Source organism: Wolbachia endosymbiont of Folsomia candida (assembly GCF_001931755.2).
GTDB lineage: Bacteria > Pseudomonadota > Alphaproteobacteria > Rickettsiales > Anaplasmataceae > Wolbachia.
Genome location: NZ_CP015510.2, coordinates 22,201 through 38,586, shown reverse-complemented (window position 1 = coordinate 38,586; position 16,386 = coordinate 22,201). Strand labels below are relative to the sequence as shown.

The following is a 16,386-nucleotide window of genomic DNA, read 5'->3' as shown; positions in this document are numbered from 1 at the left end:
TAGTTTATACTTGACATGCTAAAGTTAGTACATAAACATGATACCATATGGGTTACTATTTTATCGAAACCATAATTAATGGAAAATTGATAACTGTACAGGCATAATCTGTTATGTGATATTAGTGTAGAGGGAACAAATGGGCGAGGCTACAACAAATAAGCGTTCTGAAGGATCAACTGATAAAAATCCGTGGTTAACAGGTCATAAAAGCATAGAATCTAGTTCTGAAGAATCGGACTCATCAAATGCTGAAAATCCATGGTTAACAGGTCATAAAAGCATAGAATCTAGTTCTGAAAAATCAGACTTATCAGATGCTGAAAATCCGTGGTTAACAGGTCATAAAAGCATAGAATCTAGTTCTGAAAAATCAGACTTATCAGATGCTGAAAATCCGTGGTTAACAGGTCATAAAAGCATAGAATCTAGCTATGAAGAATCGGATTTATCAGATGCTGAAAATTCGTGGTTAACAGGTCATACAAGCATAGAATCTAGTTCTGAAGAATCGGACTTATCGGATTTTTCAGGATTGACAGAGAAGCAAAAACAAATACGTGCAAAGCTATTTGGTATTTTAGATGAGCTAAAAGAATCCTTCAGAACCTATGAATCTGACTTTTTTGAAGGTAGGTTTGGCAATGGAGAGCAGAATAATATTGAATGCCTGAAGAGTTTTTTAGAAGCTGAAAATAGTGAAGACATAAAAATCGTTCTGAATTTTTCAGATGAAAACGTAATGACAATATTACATGATGTTACAGAGTTTCATGATGGAGTAACAGAATTACTTTTGGGCGCAGGAGCAAATCCAAATATACAAGATATAAAAGGAAAAACTCCACTGCATTATGCTACTGAGTTCAAGTGCTTTGGAGGTGTTGAAATGCTTTTGGGTGCAGGGGCAAATCCTGATATACCAGATAATGATGGTAAGACTCCATTACAAATGGCAACTGATCTCCGTTGTTATAATGCTGTTGGCCTCTTTTTCGACGAGAAATTGAAGAGATTACCTGATAAACAGAAGAAATTAAATGAGGAATTATATGAGCTTCTTTGCGAAATAAACTATTCTTCAACTAGGGAAAAGTATGACTCAGAGTATACTATTGATAATGATAATATTAAAGATTTAAAAGAATTTTTAAAAAAAGAAAATAGTGAAGATTTGCAGTTTGTGCTTAATCTTCGAAGGGGGGAATTTGGGTCAACTCTACTACACAATCCTCAAAGTCTTTTCTATACTGAGACGTTAAATTTACTTTTAGACGCTGGTGCTGATCTGAATATACAAGATATAGATGGAAAAACTCCTTTACATATTGCTGCTCAATACGGTTATCAAGAAAGTGCAAAGTTGTTACTTAGGGCAGGAGCTGATCCTAACATTGAAGATATTGATGGTAATACGCCGTTTCGTCTTTCAATCATGAGCGAATGCTTGGACATTATACAATTCTTTTTAGAAAATAATGAAACAAATATTAACTTTCCGCACGAAAGAACCGGAGAAACACCTATTTTTGATGCTATTGAAGGCAAAGCAAATGGTGAAAATATTGCAGACATAATGATAAAAAGTGGGAAAAAAGTTGCTCTGAACATCAAGAATGCAAATGGAGTGACTGTATTACATAGAGCTGCTTCTATCGGACAAAGGGGTGCGATTCAATTGCTTCTTAAGCAAGGGGCAAGCGTTAGCGCTATAGATGATGAAGGTAATAATCCTTTACATTATATTATTTATAATAATCACAAGTTTTATGGCGCTGATAACAAAGATGAAAAACGCGAGTTTAATGATGATAATAGTGAAAACATTATTGCCATGATTAGTTCTTTTATTAACTATCATGTAAAAGATCATACCGAGCTTATCGATGAAAAGGTGCAAGAGTTATTTCAAACCATAGATGATGAAGCTTACGACCGACTTCATCGCGAAATATGCAATCTTGAACTGAAGCGTGCAGCTAAAGCAAAAGAATATGTAAATACCAGAAATCACAACGGGAATACTCCTTTGTTTTTTGCGGTTGAAAGCGGAAAGTGTGCTGTAATAGAGACACTACTTAAAGAAGGAGCAGCAGTGGCTATTACAGATAAAAATGGCTATACACCATTTCACTATGCTGTTAAAAGTAAAGATCCTAAGATATTAAAATTGCTTATTTCTTCTATAACTAATTCAGAAATAACACAAGAAAAATTTGAAGATGCGCTAAATGCACCTTCCCATATGAAATCCTTTTCAAACTTACTTTGGTATTCTATATCAAGTTCTATTAAGGATAAGATATTGGATCCCATCCTTCTTCACCATACCATGAATATCGATATAGACGCACAGATAGAAGCTATAATTCCAGATGTTATAAAACAAAATAAGAAATCTTATAATGCTGTAAAAGGTGAATTATCAGAAATTATCAAATCAGCAGTTGAAAAAACTCATGAACAACTGAGTGTTTGTGACAACGAAGGAAACACTCTATTACACCATGCAGTAAAATGGGGTTGTAGTGAAGAAATTTTAGATTTTCTCGTAAGAAGTGGCGTGGATGTTAATGCAAAAAATAAACATGGTGTAGCAGCAATTCATATTGCTGCTAAATATGGAAGTTCGAGCCAAATGGAATTTTTGATTAAAAACGGAGCGGATTATAATGTTCGGTGCGGTAATTTCACAAAAGCAGAGACTGAAATTTTAGAAAATCATGTTGTTATCGTCACAGAAAGTGATGGATATAGTAGTGTTGTAACTGAAGTGAAGAATGATGCTGAATATGCAGATGCAACACCTAGAGCTCTAGCTGCATGTAGTTTCAGGACAGATGCTGAACATGAATTAGCGTTAAAAAAAGCAAAAGTAAATGTTACAAACAGCATAGGAGCACCTCTTTTACATATAGTTGCTGCAAGGATCATTAACAAAGACTATGAAGAACATGAAAAAATAGAGGTCTATAAAATGTTTGAAAGGTTGATTGACCTTTCTACCAACGATCTTTTATGGTGTAAAAATTTTATAGAAATTTTTAGTGGTAATGAAAAAGAAGAGATTACCAAGATACTTGATAGAGCTATAGAAAATAGCAAAGGTGGTGAAGAACCAACATCTCAAATGAGCGAAGAAAGGAGCTCTCATGCATTTAATGAAAATTTTTACCATGAAATAGGTTCGCATATAAAAGAAGTTCCTGATCTTTGTATTGACACTGCTTATAATAAATTAAATGGAATGACTAGTGTTGATCATTGGATGAATGTCTGGGATCTTCAAGCTGATCATAATGAGTTAAAATATCAAGAGAGAACAACAACAAAACAACTAGATGATTCTGTATGGGCTGAAGCCACCTTAAAAACTGAAACGGACAGGGCTGTAACATTTGGTATTGAAAAATTTGAATGGGGTGAGCCAGGTGATATTATTCCAGAAGCGAGTGGTGCTGTGGTCTGGAATGATGCACCACAAAAAGGTATAAACTTGCAAATTAATCCAGATAATACCAATTTTGAATATAGTGAAAGTGATAAAGCTAAAAGTGCTGACACAAAAAGTGATGAAGAGCCTATAACCAATATTAAGCAGAAAGCACCTAACACTAGATTTTCAGACGTTTCTACACAAAAAGTACGTGTAGAAGAAAGAAGCCATCTTGAACAAACTAAGCTAATAAAGCGTGAAGAATTAAAGCTAAATAAATTTTTATATCTAGTATCCAAAGCTCAGAATATGCTTGAGCTATATAAAATTGTTGATGAAGCTTTGAAAGCTGGAGTCAGAATAAATTGTGCTCAAGGTAATAAAGATACATTTGCAAATGTAGTGCTATTTAAAGCAAGTCAGTTAAAGCTAGATCCAAAAATTGCAAGCGGCATTGTTTGCAAATTAGTGTCGAAAGGAGCAGTTTCTGGTGAAAGTTATAACAAAATAAATTACGAGTTAAAGAAATCAGAAATTTTTGCAGATCATGAAGTTAATTTGCAAAAAGCTACCAAAGAATTTTCTAAGCGTATTAATGAGTTTCAGAGAGTTATTGGAAGCGCAATAAGCCAAGGTAAATTAAATAAGCTAAACATAGACCACACTACTTTCTATCTGGAGTATTCAGAAGATAGTATAATTGATGTTACTAAAGTTATAAATGGAGCAGAAAGCTTAGGAGAGTCTGGTGGTGGTATAGTAAAAATTGGTGAAAATGAAATAGAGATCGAAGTAAATAATGGCATAAAAAACTACGCTAATTTTTCAGGCAACGGGTGTGTTATATTAACACTTATGGGATTAGAGGTCACGTTATATAATGATCTGCAGAATAAAGATAGAGTAATTGTAGAAGTAAGTGATAATGATAGAAAGAAACTCGATGAATTAAGTGATGAAGAAAAGAAAAAAGTATGGGGGAAGTACCAGCTTGGAAGGATGCCTATTTGTGATGCTATTAAGCAAGGATATTTTGAAAGATCTTGTTCTAGCAAACTTCAAGCTTCTGAAATAATTAATCTATCTGAAAATGTTATGGACAAAGCAAGTGAAATAGTAAAAAATTTAGACTCCAGCGATATAACAGCGCATTCTTTGGTGAATTCTTTAGTAAGTGGTGTGCAGCTTTCAAAGATAGCTACAGATCAAGGCAAAAGTAGGGCATGATAAGGTAAAATAGACCTTGCATCTTAAAACATCAGATGCTTTTGACAAGATATAAGGTCTATTCTGAGCTTCTCTTTGTTTTCGCTGCTTTACTTAAAACGTAAGAAATTTTATTACGTTATCTATTTTTTCTATACTTTTATATTCAAATATATCAAGCAGTAGCCTAAAAGATTTATTCTCAGTCATCATATCTTTTACATTATTATATGCAAGACTCAGCAGCTCTCTGTCTTTATATAAATCGGCGAATTTGAATTCCATACACCCTGATTGTCTCGTCCCTAAAATATCTCCACTACCTCTCAGCATCATATCCTTTTCAGCAATGTAAAATCCATCTTGTGACTCGCACATAATCTTTAGCTTTGAATGCGAATTTTTACTTAAAGCATCGTGTAATAGCACGCAAAAAGATGGCTTACTTCCTCGTCCTACTCTGCCTCTTAGTTGATGTAATTGCGATAACCCAAATTGCTCTGCATTTTCTATAATCATAATAGTTGCATCTGGTATGTCTATACCAACTTCTATAACAGTTGTTGCAACCAGCAGTGAAAATTCATTTCTTTTAAAAGAAAACATAACCTGATCTTTCTGATCTTGAGTTAATCTTCCGTGTATTATGCCAACTTTATCAGAAAAAGTTTTTTGTAACTCCTTAAAGCGCATCTCTGCTGCAGCAATATTAATATCCTCGTTTTCCTCTATGTACGGACAAATCCAATATGCTTTTTCACCTCTATTTATTGCACCTTTCAGTTTTTCAATAACGTCTGCTACTTTTTTGATATTGATAGTTACGGTTTTTATTGGCAATCTGGATTTTGGCTTTTCTTTCAAAATCGAGCACTCAACATCGCCATATATGGCTTGCTGCAGAGTCCTTGGAATTGGAGTTGCGGTGACAAAAAGTATATCGGCATTTTCTCCTTTTTCTACCAAACGATTTCTCTGCATTACCCCAAATCGTTGTTGTTCGTCTATTACTGCAAGTCCTAAATCCTTAAATATAACTTTATCTTGAAAAAGTGCGTGAGTGCCAATTACTATATCTATAATACCACACGCAAGCTCGTTCATAATCATCTTTTTTTCCTTGCGCGCAGTTTTCCCAGTAAGCAAAGCAACTTTTATGTGAGTAGCAGACAAAGTTTCTTCTATCCAGTTGTAATGCTGTTCTGCAAGAATAGTAGTCGGTGCCATAAGAGCAGCCTGCAGATTATTTTCGACTACATTTATCATTGCAAAAAGTGCAACCACAGTTTTACCACTTCCAACATCGCCTTGGAGTAAATTTATCATACGATACTTTGATTTCTGCTTCTCTGAAATTTCATCTATTGCACGAATTTGATCATTAGTTAATTGAAATGATAGTTCATTTAAAATTTGCTCTTTATATTTGTTTGATATTATAAATTCCCTTCCTCTCTCCTTTAGTTTGTCTTTCCGTGCAAATCTCAGTGCTAGCTGATATGCAAGCAATTGATCATAAGCAAGCCTTTTTCTACACGCTTCTGCTTCAGTGAGTGAGCTGGGTTTATGCAACCTTATGATACTTTCTTTCCAACTTAACCATCTTTTCTGCCCAATCAATGCATCATCTATCCACTCTGGCAAATCAGGCAGTTCTTTCAGATTAGAATTTATTATTTTTCTAATGCTCTTGTTAGTAATACCACGACTTAATTGATACACAGGCTCTATACATGCAATTTCTTGGATTTGGCTGATGTTAAGTGACACATAATCTGGATGAGTAATTTGCAAATATTCGGCAAAATTTTCAAGCTTACCACTGATAAGCACAGAAGCTCCAATTGGAAATAATTTGTGTAAATATTTAACTGAATAACTAAAAAAAACTATGAATACATATTGACCTTCACTTTCGACAATGATCTTATATGGCCTGCCTTTTAAAGTGGGTGGCTGATGCTCATGAACTTTTGCAATAAAGCTTGCAAATTCTCCAACTTGGGCATTAGATGACGACTTCCTTCTATCCACATAGCTAAGTGGCTTGTAAAATAAAAGGTCTTTTACTCTAATACCACCACAAAGTTTAGTTAATATTGCAGAGTGAAACTTAGGTATATTCTCCAAATTTCTACTTAAGAAAGCCAGCATGTCTAATTGTTTGTTGGTATTCATATATGTATCAAACTGCTTACCAATAATAACAAAAATTCTGGATTAGTAGCAAAACACTTTATGTTTTTCTACTCAACAATTTTTATAGTTCAGCCTGCTGTGAATTGAGATTAAAATAATTATTTAGCAAACAATAAGTCTCGTGTAGTGGCAAACCTATAACGGAAGAGTAGGAACCACGTAGAAATAATACAAACATTCCAGCAAGGCCTTGTATATTACATCCTCCGGCTTTATTCTCCCATTCTTTTGACGTCAAATAATATTGAATTTCTTGCTCACTTAAACATTTAAATTTTACTATTGTAACTACAGTCCTAAGATGCTGCTTAGCTCCACCAGTAGTTGATAAGCAAATACTAGTGTAAACCCTGTGCCTTCTGCCCGATAGTAAACGAATACATTTTTCCGCTTGCTCAATATTTTCAGCCTTAGGCAATATTCGTCTGCCACAAGCAACAACAGTATCAACACCAAGCACAAAATAATCAGGATTTAAGCTTTGCACTTTTTCAGCTTTACTTTTTGCGATGCGAATTGAGTAATCCTTTGGAAGTTCCTTTTTTAAAGGAGTTTCATCTATATCTGCTGGCAAAATTAAGCCAGGTTTAATATTAATTTGTTTTAATAAAGCTATTCGCCTTTCAGATGATGAAGCAAGGATGAGATTATTTAGATATCGTTCTTTCACTTGTGCCTTTAAGCCTTCTAATTATTCGACCTTTTTTTGCATTCCTATCATATATACTCATCTCAACTAACACCCTATCTCCTATAATGATGCGTATTTTACTCCTTCTTACTTTACCAGATACGTGACAGATAATCTCATGCTCATTATCCAATTTTACTCTAAATTCCGCTGCCGGCAGTAAAGCAGTTACTGCTCCCTCTACTTCAAAAATTGTTTTCGATTTCTCGTCTTTTATCATGTGTTATATTATAATTTAATAAATTTTTAAGTCTACCATAGATTTTAAATACTATAAATATAAATAGAAAACACTAAAACGAATTCTGAAACTGTGGCGCTAATTTTATAATGTTTGAAAAATAATCTTATGAAAAGAGTGAATATAGTATAATATCTAAAACAATATATTAAAAATTTCTTGATTACAGTATTTTTTTGTATATACTCTCAGTATATTAATATTTTATTATAAGGAGATAAGTTATGTCAACTTACGTAAATCATCGTGGTGAGTACCGCGGAACAAACATCGGACTTACATTTGGTGCTACTATAAGTACTTTATCTACGTTAGCAGCAATTGGAGCTGGAATAGCTATATTCATGAAACCAGCACTATTGCTCAGCATTGGTCTAACTTTACCAGCTACTTTGGTAGCTTTAGGAATTTTAGCTATTTCGCTTGCTGCAGTAGCTCTTTTAGCAATCTATAGTATCAGAAAAAACAATCAAATATCTGAAATGAAAGGTCCGAAGATTGTTGTTTGTAAAAGTCATGATGTACTTGTAGTAACAAGAGAAGATTATAAATTCATCGAAGAAAATCTAAAAAATTCTGATGACAATAGTGAATTTCGCATAGATCTTACTACTTCAAAAAGCAAGGGAGTATACGTTGCTGGCAAGTATGATAGTGCCAACAAGTTGGGTGATAGTATGATGATAAAGATAGATGTAAAAGGTAGTGATGGTAATGCAATAACTGGAGAACAATTGCGAAAAACACTAGGTTTTAAGGATGGAAGCTCTGAACTTCCAATTGACATACTTCCAAGTCCAAAAGTTGAAGCGCTAAAAGTTGAAAAACCAAAAGCTGAGGAACAAGCAAAGGAATCAGCACCTACTAAGTAATAAGTTAAAACTTTTAGAGGTAAAGCTAGCTTTACCTCTTTTTAGCTCTCCTCACAGCCTTCATGGTTGTTGTTTCTCGTCCACCACTTTTAAAACACACTCACACAAATCTTCATTGCATGATTTTGCCATTCTTGTCCCCATCTTTTAATTTAATATACTTTGATTGCCATAAAATTTGACATGGGAGACCTTTCTTAATTATCTATACCCAAAGTGACGGTATTAAAAATTCCTTGATTACAGTATTTTTTTATATATATTTAGGTATATTAATATTTTATTTAGAGGGAGTAAGTTGTGTCAACTTTCAAGAATTATCGTGGTGAATTCCGTAAAACAAACACTGCACTTGCATCGATCGCTACTTTAGCTTTTGCAACGTCTATAGTTTCTTTAGTGGCAATTTCAATGCCGTATTGGAATATTCCTGCACCTGCAACTTTTGCAATTTTAGCAGCTAATCCTTTTATCATGACTGGACTAGCTGTTCTTGCTGCATCGTTTTTTTTACTAGGCTGTGCGATAATATATGGTATCAGCAGAAACAATAAAATATCTGAGATGAAATGTCCAAAGATTATTGTTACTACTGATTCTAATCTTCTTGCTAATGGTTCTAATATAGTGCTATGCATAAGACAAGAGGATTATGAGTATATAAAAACAAATCATCAAAATAAAGATGACGAAGGTGAGGTTCTAGCAGGTGAATATCGTATAGATTTCATTAACTCACAAGGTGAGAGAATGTACATTACTGGTAGAAATTATCCCTTAGTTTGTTATGGCAATAATGTATACTTAGAGATAAATTCAGTGGCAGTAGAGAATAAGCTAATTGATAGTAAAGGTGATAGGCTAACAAAATTAGGCTTAGGTACTGGAACAAATGATATAACAGAACTGAACATTACATTTCTTCCAAGTTCAAAAGTTGCAACACCAAAAGCTGAGGAACGAGTAAAGCAAACAGTACTTAATAACTAATAAGTTAAAATTTTGAGAGGTAGAGCTAGCTCTACCTCTTTTTAGCACTGTAATTCCCATAGCAAGCACTCTTATTTCACTACAATTACCTTGGTAGCTGTATCAACTAATCACACTCTTCAGATATAAAATTCGACAGTACCGCGTACTTAAGTTTATTCTATAGACTAAAGAGTAAGGACTTTAAATATGGTAGAGTGGCTTGTATCTAATCAGCTTATTGATTATAACCATGCTGTAAAATTCATGGAAGAAAAAATTGAGCAGATTCAGAGTGGTTTAGCAGATGAATTAGTATGGCTGCTTGAGCACCCTTCCTTATATACAGCTGGAATCAGTGCAACAGACGACGATATTGTTGAAAAGTTATTTCCTATATATAAAACTGGCAGAGGTGGTAAGCATACATACCACGGTCCTGGTCAATGTATTATATACTTAATGCTAAATCTTAAAAAAAGAAATAAATGCGATATAAAACTATATATTAGAAATTTAAGCAAGTGGATTATAAATGTTTTGAAATATTTTAATATATTTGGAGAGTTTAAGGAAGATAGAATAGGCGTTTGGGTGAATAATGGCGGGGTAGAGAAAAAAATTGCAGCTTTTGGTATTCGCTTAAGAAAATGGGTCACTTATCATGGTATAGCGCTTAATGTTTCTCCTGATCTTTCTCACTATAAAGGTATAATTCCATGTGGATTGCAAGATTATGGTATCACATCAATAGAAGAGCTAGGAGTTAAAGTTTCGGTATCAGAACTTAATGATGTGCTGAAGCAAGAGTTTTATAAAATATTTTAATAGACTGCTTTTGAAACTCTACTTCTGTGAGAAATTGCGTTGTTGCTTCAGCGCTCAAATCCTCATGTATGTTCAATACACTGCGGTTTTCCGCCTCCGCGAGCTCCTAACACTTTCCTCTCAAAGCGAGTTTTGAAAGAAGTCTAAATGTGCCTATAGAGTGACTCTTACGGGATTTGAACCCGTGTTACCACCGTGAAAGGGTGGTGTCCTAACCACTAGACGAAAGAGTCAACGAGAACTAACTAATTCTATATCGATTATGCATGCTCAGTCAATTCAATTATTTGAGAGCAAAGGCAATTTTACGAGGTTATGTTCATTATACAACAAAAGTTTGACTTAAACAGGGTATGATTATCTAATTGAGTAGACTATGCGCTTGTAGCTCAGCTGGATAGAGCGTTGCCCTCCGGAGGCAAAGGCCGCGGGTTCGAATCCCTCCAAGCGCACTTTTAATTGAGTTTGACAAGAGTATTTTCATATAAGATAATAAGGAAGTTCATTTATAGAATAATTATGTCTAGTGGTACTGTAAATAAAGTTATATTGGTTGGTAATTTAGGTAAAGATCCTGAAATCAGAACTACACAAAATGGAAAGGAAATGGCAAGTTTTTCGATAGCCACGTCCGAAGGTTGGACTGACAAATCCACTGGTGCACGTTCTGAAAAAACAGAGTGGCATAACATTGTAATTTTTAGTGAAGGGTTGGTAAGAGTTGTTAAGGATTTTGCGCGTAAAGGAAGCAAGGTTTATATTGAAGGTGCTCTTAGAACTAGAAAATGGACTGATCAAAATGGTAATGAAAGGTATACAACAGAAGTTGTACTGCAAAACTTTAGCAGCGTTCTTACTCTCTTGGATTCGCGTAGTAGTGCTACAAGTTCTGATTATAAACCAAATGAATACAAACAAAATGAGCCAGAACAAAAAAATAAGTACGAAAATTTCAACAATGATATAAAAGATGAGTTAATTGATGATGAAATACCGTTTTAATAACATCACCTAAATAAACCGATATGCCGGATATAATATCAATTGCCTCAGATCACGCTGGTTTTGAATTGAAATCAGAAATCAAATCTTATTTGAAGATTTTAGGTTATACAGTTCTTGATTGTGGCTGTAATTCCAAGACAAAACATGTTGATTACCCAGATTACGTTACTAGCGTTGCAAAAGATATTATAAATAAGAAAGCAGATTATGGAATATTAATTTGTGGCACGGGTGCTGGTATGAGCATTGCAGCGAATCGTTTTGAATCAATTAGGGCTGCTTTATGTTATAATATTGAAATTGCAAAATTGTCACGTGAGCATAATGACGCAAATGTACTTTGCCTTGGTGCAAGGTTTACTGATAACAAATTATCGAAAGAAATAGTAAAACAATTTCTGGAGACAGAATTTTCAAAAGAAATTAGACACAAAGAACGCATTAACAAACTCAATAATATCAACTCTCAAAATAATGAGAAAAAAACTTATAATGAAGATGAAATATCAAAATTTGCTAAAATAGCAGGCGAATGGTGGAATGAAAATGGCAAATTTAAACCATTGCATATGATCAATCCTGTAAGAGCGTCTTATATAATTGAGAAAATAAAAGAGCTCAAAGAATGCGATTTAAAAGCAATATCACTGCTTGATATTGGATGCGGTGGTGGGATTTTGTCAGAATCAATGGCTCGTGTTGGCATCAACGTTACTGGTGTTGACGTGTGTAATGAAAATATCGAAGTAGCAGAGTCGCACGCAAAAAAAGTAGGGCTGAATATAGAATACATACATACCAGCATTGAAGAGCTAAATAGCAACAAAAAATATGATGTGATTTTGCTGATGGAGGTAGTTGAACATGTGGATAATTTAGAATTTTTCATGAAAAGAGCAATAGAATTACTCAAACCAGGGGGACTGATCTTTATATCCACAATAAATAGAACTATCAAGTCTTTCCTCCTTGCGATAGTTGGTGCAGAATATATATTAAACTGGCTGCCAAAGGGTACGCATAACTGGAACAAATTTATGAAGCCATCCGAAATTGCAAATCACTTACAAGAAAACAATGTGTCATTACATAATATGGCTGGCATGGAATACAGCGTGATAAAAAATGAATGGAATCTGACCAAAGGTGTAGATGTTAATTATATACTTTGTGGCAAGCTTAGTGATTGAGTCTTACATTTGACCAGTGGACAAATCTACTTAAGAAAATTTTTACTATGTTTATGTAGAATATGGCATATTTTTAAATGTAGGAGACAATTATGAAAAGCACAATACACTTCAAAAAGGTAAGTGATTACAACGTTCGTGATCACAATGAAAACGACATTTACCAAGAGATCATTCGCGGTTATACTATAGATTCACTGAAAAATACACATGATCGTTCCGAAGGAAAAAATTACTCTGCAACCATTGTCCTAACAAATGATGGGACGAATACTTTGGAGATAGAGACCGTTCTGAATGGATCTGAGTATCAGGAGAAACTGGTGATGAGAAATTTTCGCTTAATAAAAGAGCCTGAGTATTCTGAAATTGGTCGAGATGTAACAGTTGAATTAGAGGTGCTTCCTGGTCATTCCCAAGTTTTCAGCTATCAACATTGGGATTATTCGCCTCTTTTTGAAATTTATATTGGTTCATAGGTAACGCATAACCGCTTAAATTTAAATTTGTAGAAGGTTTATTGCAATTAATTGCCCTAAGTATTAGTTTATAGAACTAATTAAACCTTCTATAACTATCTGCCAAACTTTTTATATCCACTTCCATGATATCCTTTATATTCAATACTTTTTCTTCTGTCACTTTACCGATACATGAATAAACTATACCTTGAAATAATTCTTCGAACTTTTTCTGATTTTGCGGTGCAATAGTAACCAATATTCTGCTTTGTGACTCAGAGAACATTATCACCTTGTTCATCATATCTATATTTTGTATTTCCGCTGCTCGCACTAGTGAAAGATCTATTTCAGCTCCAAGATCACCAGCAATTAGCGACTTTGCTAAAGCTATAATTAAACCACCAAGGTTTGGTGCGATTGCAGAAGCAATGATACCATCTTTTATTGCTTGATTGTAACATTCGTACAACTTTCTAGCGCTTTTTGCGTCAACTTTTGGTACGTTGTTATTACCAGTTCCACTATATAGCTGATATTCAGATCTACCAAGTTCATCGTGAGTTTCTCCAAGTATATATATCAGGTCGCCAGGTATTTTGACATCAAGCGACACAGCATTTTCAATATTTTCTATAACCCCAATTGCTGAGATGAGGAGTGAAGGTGGTGCAGATATCATTACTTCTTCACCATTTTCGTTATATCCCTTAAAGTCGTTAAACATACTATCTTTACCAGATATGAATGGCGTTTTAAATGCAGTGGCGTAATCATAGCATGCCTCTGCAGCTCTTTTCAATTGCCACAATCTTTCCGGATTATAAGCATCGCACCAACAAAAATTGTCAAGTAACGCTAAGTGATTTATATTCCCTCCTGCAGCTACGTAATTACGTATCGCGGTATCAATTGCACATGCTGCCATGTGATAAGTGTCAATTTCTCCGTAGCTTGAGCCAAACCCTTGCGATTTTACAACACCTTTAATTGAGGAAAGAATTGGCCTTGATACAATTGCTGCGCTGCATACTCTGCCTTTACCTTGCAATGGTTTTAACACTGATGATCCTTGAACTTCATGGTCATATTGAACAACTATAAACTCTTTACTGCATATGTTTGGCCTGCTTAGCATTTCTTTTAGTTCAATAGCTTGATTTGTAGTATGCTGGATCCCAGTGTCCGCTACTCGGATGACAGAAGGAGAGAGTGCTGGAATGACATCAGAAGTTCTGGTTGGTGTCATTCCAGTGCTTGACACTGGAATCCAGTCTCCATTCCATGGCTTTGTTTTTAAATGCATTTTAGGATTACCATCGTGCAGAAACTCAGTTTCGATATCCATTATTGGCGGGAGTGATAAGACTCGAACCCTAGCCCTCATGCTATCATTAAACTCCCCGATCACAATGACTTCCACATCATGTTTTTTCATGATCTGCTGAAATGTAGAAAGATTTTCTTCCGGTACTGCTAAGGTCATTCTCTCTTGTGACTCCGATATCCACATTTCCCATGGAGCCATATCATCATTTTTCAATAGAATTTTGCTCAAATCCACTTCAAATCCATTTTGCCCCATTTCACCAACAGAGGATGATAATCCTCCTGCTCCATTATCTGTTATTGCATTATAAAGACCAAGATCTCTTGCTTCTATAATGGCATTGGATAATTTTTTCTGGGTTATGGGGTCACCAATTTGCACAACCGTTGAAGGACTATTTCCTGACAATGCCTCTGAAGAAAACGTCGCACCATGAATTCCATCTCTTCCAACCCTTCCGCCAATAATTACAATCTTATCGCCATTCTTAGGCCCTTTGATGTGCGAAGGTGCATTATTTATATTGCGTGGAATAATTCCTACGCTTCCAACAAAAACCAATGGCTTTCCGCAGAATCTGTCATCAAAATACACAGATCCAAGTTGTGTTGGAATGCCTGAGCAATTGCCCGCAACATTTACACCATGAATTACTTCTTTCATTATATATTTCGGTGGTAAAATCTCATCGGTGCACTCCTTATCCCTATAAAGTTCGCCTTTTACTTCCTTAGCAAAGCAAAAATAATAAGTATTCATTATAGGCTCTGCACCCTTACCAAAACCAACTATATCACGATTAACTCCAAGTACCCCAGTCATTGCTCCACCAAATGGATCAAGAGCTGAAGGGCTATTGTGAGTTTCAACTTTATCTACAATTAAATACTCGTCATCAAAAATTATTCCCCCAGCATTATCGGAGAAAACTGACACGCATATATCAGAGTTTATTTCACGTGTTGCACGTTTAATGTAGTGCGCGTACAGGCCATCTTTTATTTCATCAATAGGAGAACAAAAAATATTGTGCTTACAATGCTCAGACCAGGTTTGCGCTAGACATTCCAACTCAATATCATATGGATTTCTACCGAGCTTGTTAAAGTAATCCTTTATTGCTTTCATTGCAGGTAGTGAAAGTCCAAGAGTGCCATTACCATCAATTCCCTCCCTGCTAATTTTTTCAAGCTCCTGGTCACTCACATTTAAGTCAACAGGTTTGGCTTTACCATTAATGGTGTCATTTGAGTAGTTGGCACTGGAATTGACGTCTTTTCTATGGATCCCAGTGTCGGAGCACTGGGATGACAAATAAGAGAGCGCTGGAATGACATATTTTGACTTACCATAGTATTTCCAGCTATAACCACTACTTTCCTTATAGATGAGCGTACAATACTCAGTGATAGGATTAAACTGCTCTTTTATGTAGGCTTTAGTCGGAATCTCACCTTTACCAAAAATCAATTTTGAACTTTTAGCGCTTATCTCAATTGGTGTCATCCCACTACTCTCTCCTGCCAGCCCACTGCTCTCTCTTGTCATCAGAGTAGCTGACACTGGGATCCACTCTTCTTTTTTCTGGATTCCAGCGTCACACGCCGGAATGACAGAGGAGTCTTTACTTATTAAATACTCTCTAACAATTTGTCTTGCTGTGCTGCCTAAATTATCGGTCATGCCAGGTAAAAAACTTATTTCTAAGCCCCATTCAGCTTGTGGCTCTATGAATGCATATTGAACTTCCTCAAGACTCTTGTCGAAAATATAATAACGACATTCCTGTATAACTTTGTTATAAAACAGTCCGCAAATTTCTTCACATATTTCTTCTGTAAGATCTTTGTTTATATGAATTGAGTAAACATTAACTGCACCAACTTGTTCACATTTATTTAAAACTTCTATTCTTATGTTTGTCATATAATCCAGTGTACATTTTTCATCTATGATAA

The 16,386-nt window shown here is 35.0% G+C and carries 11 protein-coding genes and 2 tRNA genes; 8 read left to right on the top strand and 5 right to left on the bottom strand.

Going from position 1 to position 16,386, the window contains the following annotated elements; translation table 11 throughout:
• The first annotated feature begins 139 nt into the window (after nt 1–139).
• The gene (locus tag ASM33_RS00160) at nt 140–4,663 is read left to right on the top strand and encodes an ankyrin repeat domain-containing protein (protein ID WP_110409569.1); all 4,524 of its coding nucleotides are present in this window, start codon (nt 140–142) and stop codon (nt 4,661–4,663) included.
• 93 nt (nt 4,664–4,756) lie between these two features.
• Here ASM33_RS00160 and recG read toward each other — a convergent pair whose 3' ends face one another.
• The 3 genes from recG to infA all read right to left on the bottom strand — a co-directional run bounded on the left by recG (nt 4,757) and on the right by infA (nt 7,752).
• Complete coding sequence (gene recG / locus ASM33_RS00155; protein WP_112477178.1) at nt 4,757–6,820, bottom strand: ATP-dependent DNA helicase RecG; 2,064 nt, start codon at nt 6,818–6,820, stop codon at nt 4,757–4,759.
• An 82-nt stretch (nt 6,821–6,902) separates the two neighbouring features.
• The gene (locus tag ASM33_RS00150) at nt 6,903–7,511 is read right to left on the bottom strand and encodes a Maf family nucleotide pyrophosphatase (RefSeq protein WP_110409570.1); all 609 of its coding nucleotides are present in this window, start codon (nt 7,509–7,511) and stop codon (nt 6,903–6,905) included.
• Nucleotides 7,489–7,752: a translation initiation factor IF-1 gene (gene infA, locus ASM33_RS00145; protein ID WP_110409571.1), complete on the bottom strand. Its 264-nt coding sequence runs from the start codon at nt 7,750–7,752 to the stop codon at nt 7,489–7,491. Before infA ends, ASM33_RS00150 begins: the two co-directional genes overlap by 23 nt.
• Nucleotides 7,753–7,997: 245 nt before the next feature.
• Here infA and ASM33_RS00140 point away from each other — a divergent pair, with 245 nt between their 5' ends.
• The 3 genes from ASM33_RS00140 to lipB all read left to right on the top strand — a co-directional run bounded on the left by ASM33_RS00140 (nt 7,998) and on the right by lipB (nt 10,442).
• On the top strand, nt 7,998–8,645 hold the full coding sequence (locus tag ASM33_RS00140) for a type IV pilus modification PilV family protein (protein ID WP_110409572.1): 648 nt from the start codon (nt 7,998–8,000) through the stop codon (nt 8,643–8,645).
• A gap of 300 nt (nt 8,646–8,945) precedes the next feature.
• Nucleotides 8,946–9,635 carry a hypothetical protein gene (locus tag ASM33_RS00135; RefSeq protein ID WP_110409573.1) on the top strand — a complete coding sequence of 230 codons (690 nt, stop codon included), beginning with the start codon at nt 8,946–8,948 and terminating at the stop codon, nt 9,633–9,635.
• Between the two features lie 189 nt (nt 9,636–9,824).
• The gene (gene lipB, locus ASM33_RS00130; protein ID WP_110409574.1) at nt 9,825–10,442 is read left to right on the top strand and encodes a lipoyl(octanoyl) transferase LipB; all 618 of its coding nucleotides are present in this window, start codon (nt 9,825–9,827) and stop codon (nt 10,440–10,442) included.
• Nucleotides 10,443–10,603: 161 nt separating this feature from the next.
• On the opposite strand, the gene ASM33_RS00125 is transcribed toward lipB, so the two are convergent.
• Nucleotides 10,604–10,675: transfer RNA gene (locus tag ASM33_RS00125), tRNA-Glu, on the bottom strand.
• Nucleotides 10,676–10,820: 145 nt separating this feature from the next.
• On the opposite strand from ASM33_RS00125, the gene ASM33_RS00120 reads away from it, so the two are divergent.
• The 4 genes from ASM33_RS00120 to ASM33_RS00105 all read left to right on the top strand — a co-directional run bounded on the left by ASM33_RS00120 (nt 10,821) and on the right by ASM33_RS00105 (nt 13,116).
• Nucleotides 10,821–10,894, top strand: a tRNA-Arg gene (locus ASM33_RS00120).
• 67 nt (nt 10,895–10,961) lie between these two features.
• Nucleotides 10,962–11,444: a single-stranded DNA-binding protein gene (gene ssb, locus ASM33_RS00115; protein WP_110409575.1), complete on the top strand. Its 483-nt coding sequence runs from the start codon at nt 10,962–10,964 to the stop codon at nt 11,442–11,444.
• A gap of 23 nt (nt 11,445–11,467) precedes the next feature.
• Entirely contained in the window at nt 11,468–12,637 is a 1,170-nt protein-coding gene (gene ubiG, locus ASM33_RS00110; protein WP_112477176.1) for a bifunctional 2-polyprenyl-6-hydroxyphenol methylase/3-demethylubiquinol 3-O-methyltransferase UbiG, read from the top strand.
• 92 nt (nt 12,638–12,729) lie between these two features.
• A complete protein-coding gene (locus ASM33_RS00105; protein WP_110409578.1) occupies nt 12,730–13,116 on the top strand; it encodes a hypothetical protein in 387 nt (128 codons plus the stop codon).
• Between the two features lie 76 nt (nt 13,117–13,192).
• Here ASM33_RS00105 and ASM33_RS00100 read toward each other — a convergent pair whose 3' ends face one another.
• Nucleotides 13,193–16,354, bottom strand: a complete 3,162-nt coding sequence (locus ASM33_RS00100; protein WP_110410539.1) for a phosphoribosylformylglycinamidine synthase subunit PurL — start codon at nt 16,352–16,354, stop codon at nt 13,193–13,195.
• Nucleotides 16,355–16,386 lie beyond the last annotated feature (32 nt).

Excerpts from the sequence above, each read along its gene's own strand:
- ASM33_RS00160 (WP_110409569.1), top strand. The coding sequence starts at position 140 with ATGGGCGAGGCTACAACAAATAAGCGTTCTGAAGGATCAACTGATAAA.
- recG (WP_112477178.1), bottom strand. The coding sequence starts at position 6,820 with ATGAATACCAACAAACAATTAGACATGCTGGCTTTCTTAAGTAGAAAT.
- infA (WP_110409571.1), bottom strand. The coding sequence starts at position 7,752 with ATGATAAAAGACGAGAAATCGAAAACAATTTTTGAAGTAGAGGGAGCA.
- ASM33_RS00140 (WP_110409572.1), top strand. The coding sequence starts at position 7,998 with ATGTCAACTTACGTAAATCATCGTGGTGAGTACCGCGGAACAAACATC.
- lipB (WP_110409574.1), top strand. The coding sequence starts at position 9,825 with ATGGTAGAGTGGCTTGTATCTAATCAGCTTATTGATTATAACCATGCT.
- ssb (WP_110409575.1), top strand. The coding sequence starts at position 10,962 with ATGTCTAGTGGTACTGTAAATAAAGTTATATTGGTTGGTAATTTAGGT.
- ubiG (WP_112477176.1), top strand. The coding sequence starts at position 11,468 with ATGCCGGATATAATATCAATTGCCTCAGATCACGCTGGTTTTGAATTG.
- ASM33_RS00105 (WP_110409578.1), top strand. The coding sequence starts at position 12,730 with ATGAAAAGCACAATACACTTCAAAAAGGTAAGTGATTACAACGTTCGT.
- ASM33_RS00100 (WP_110410539.1), bottom strand. The coding sequence starts at position 16,354 with ATGACAAACATAAGAATAGAAGTTTTAAATAAATGTGAACAAGTTGGT.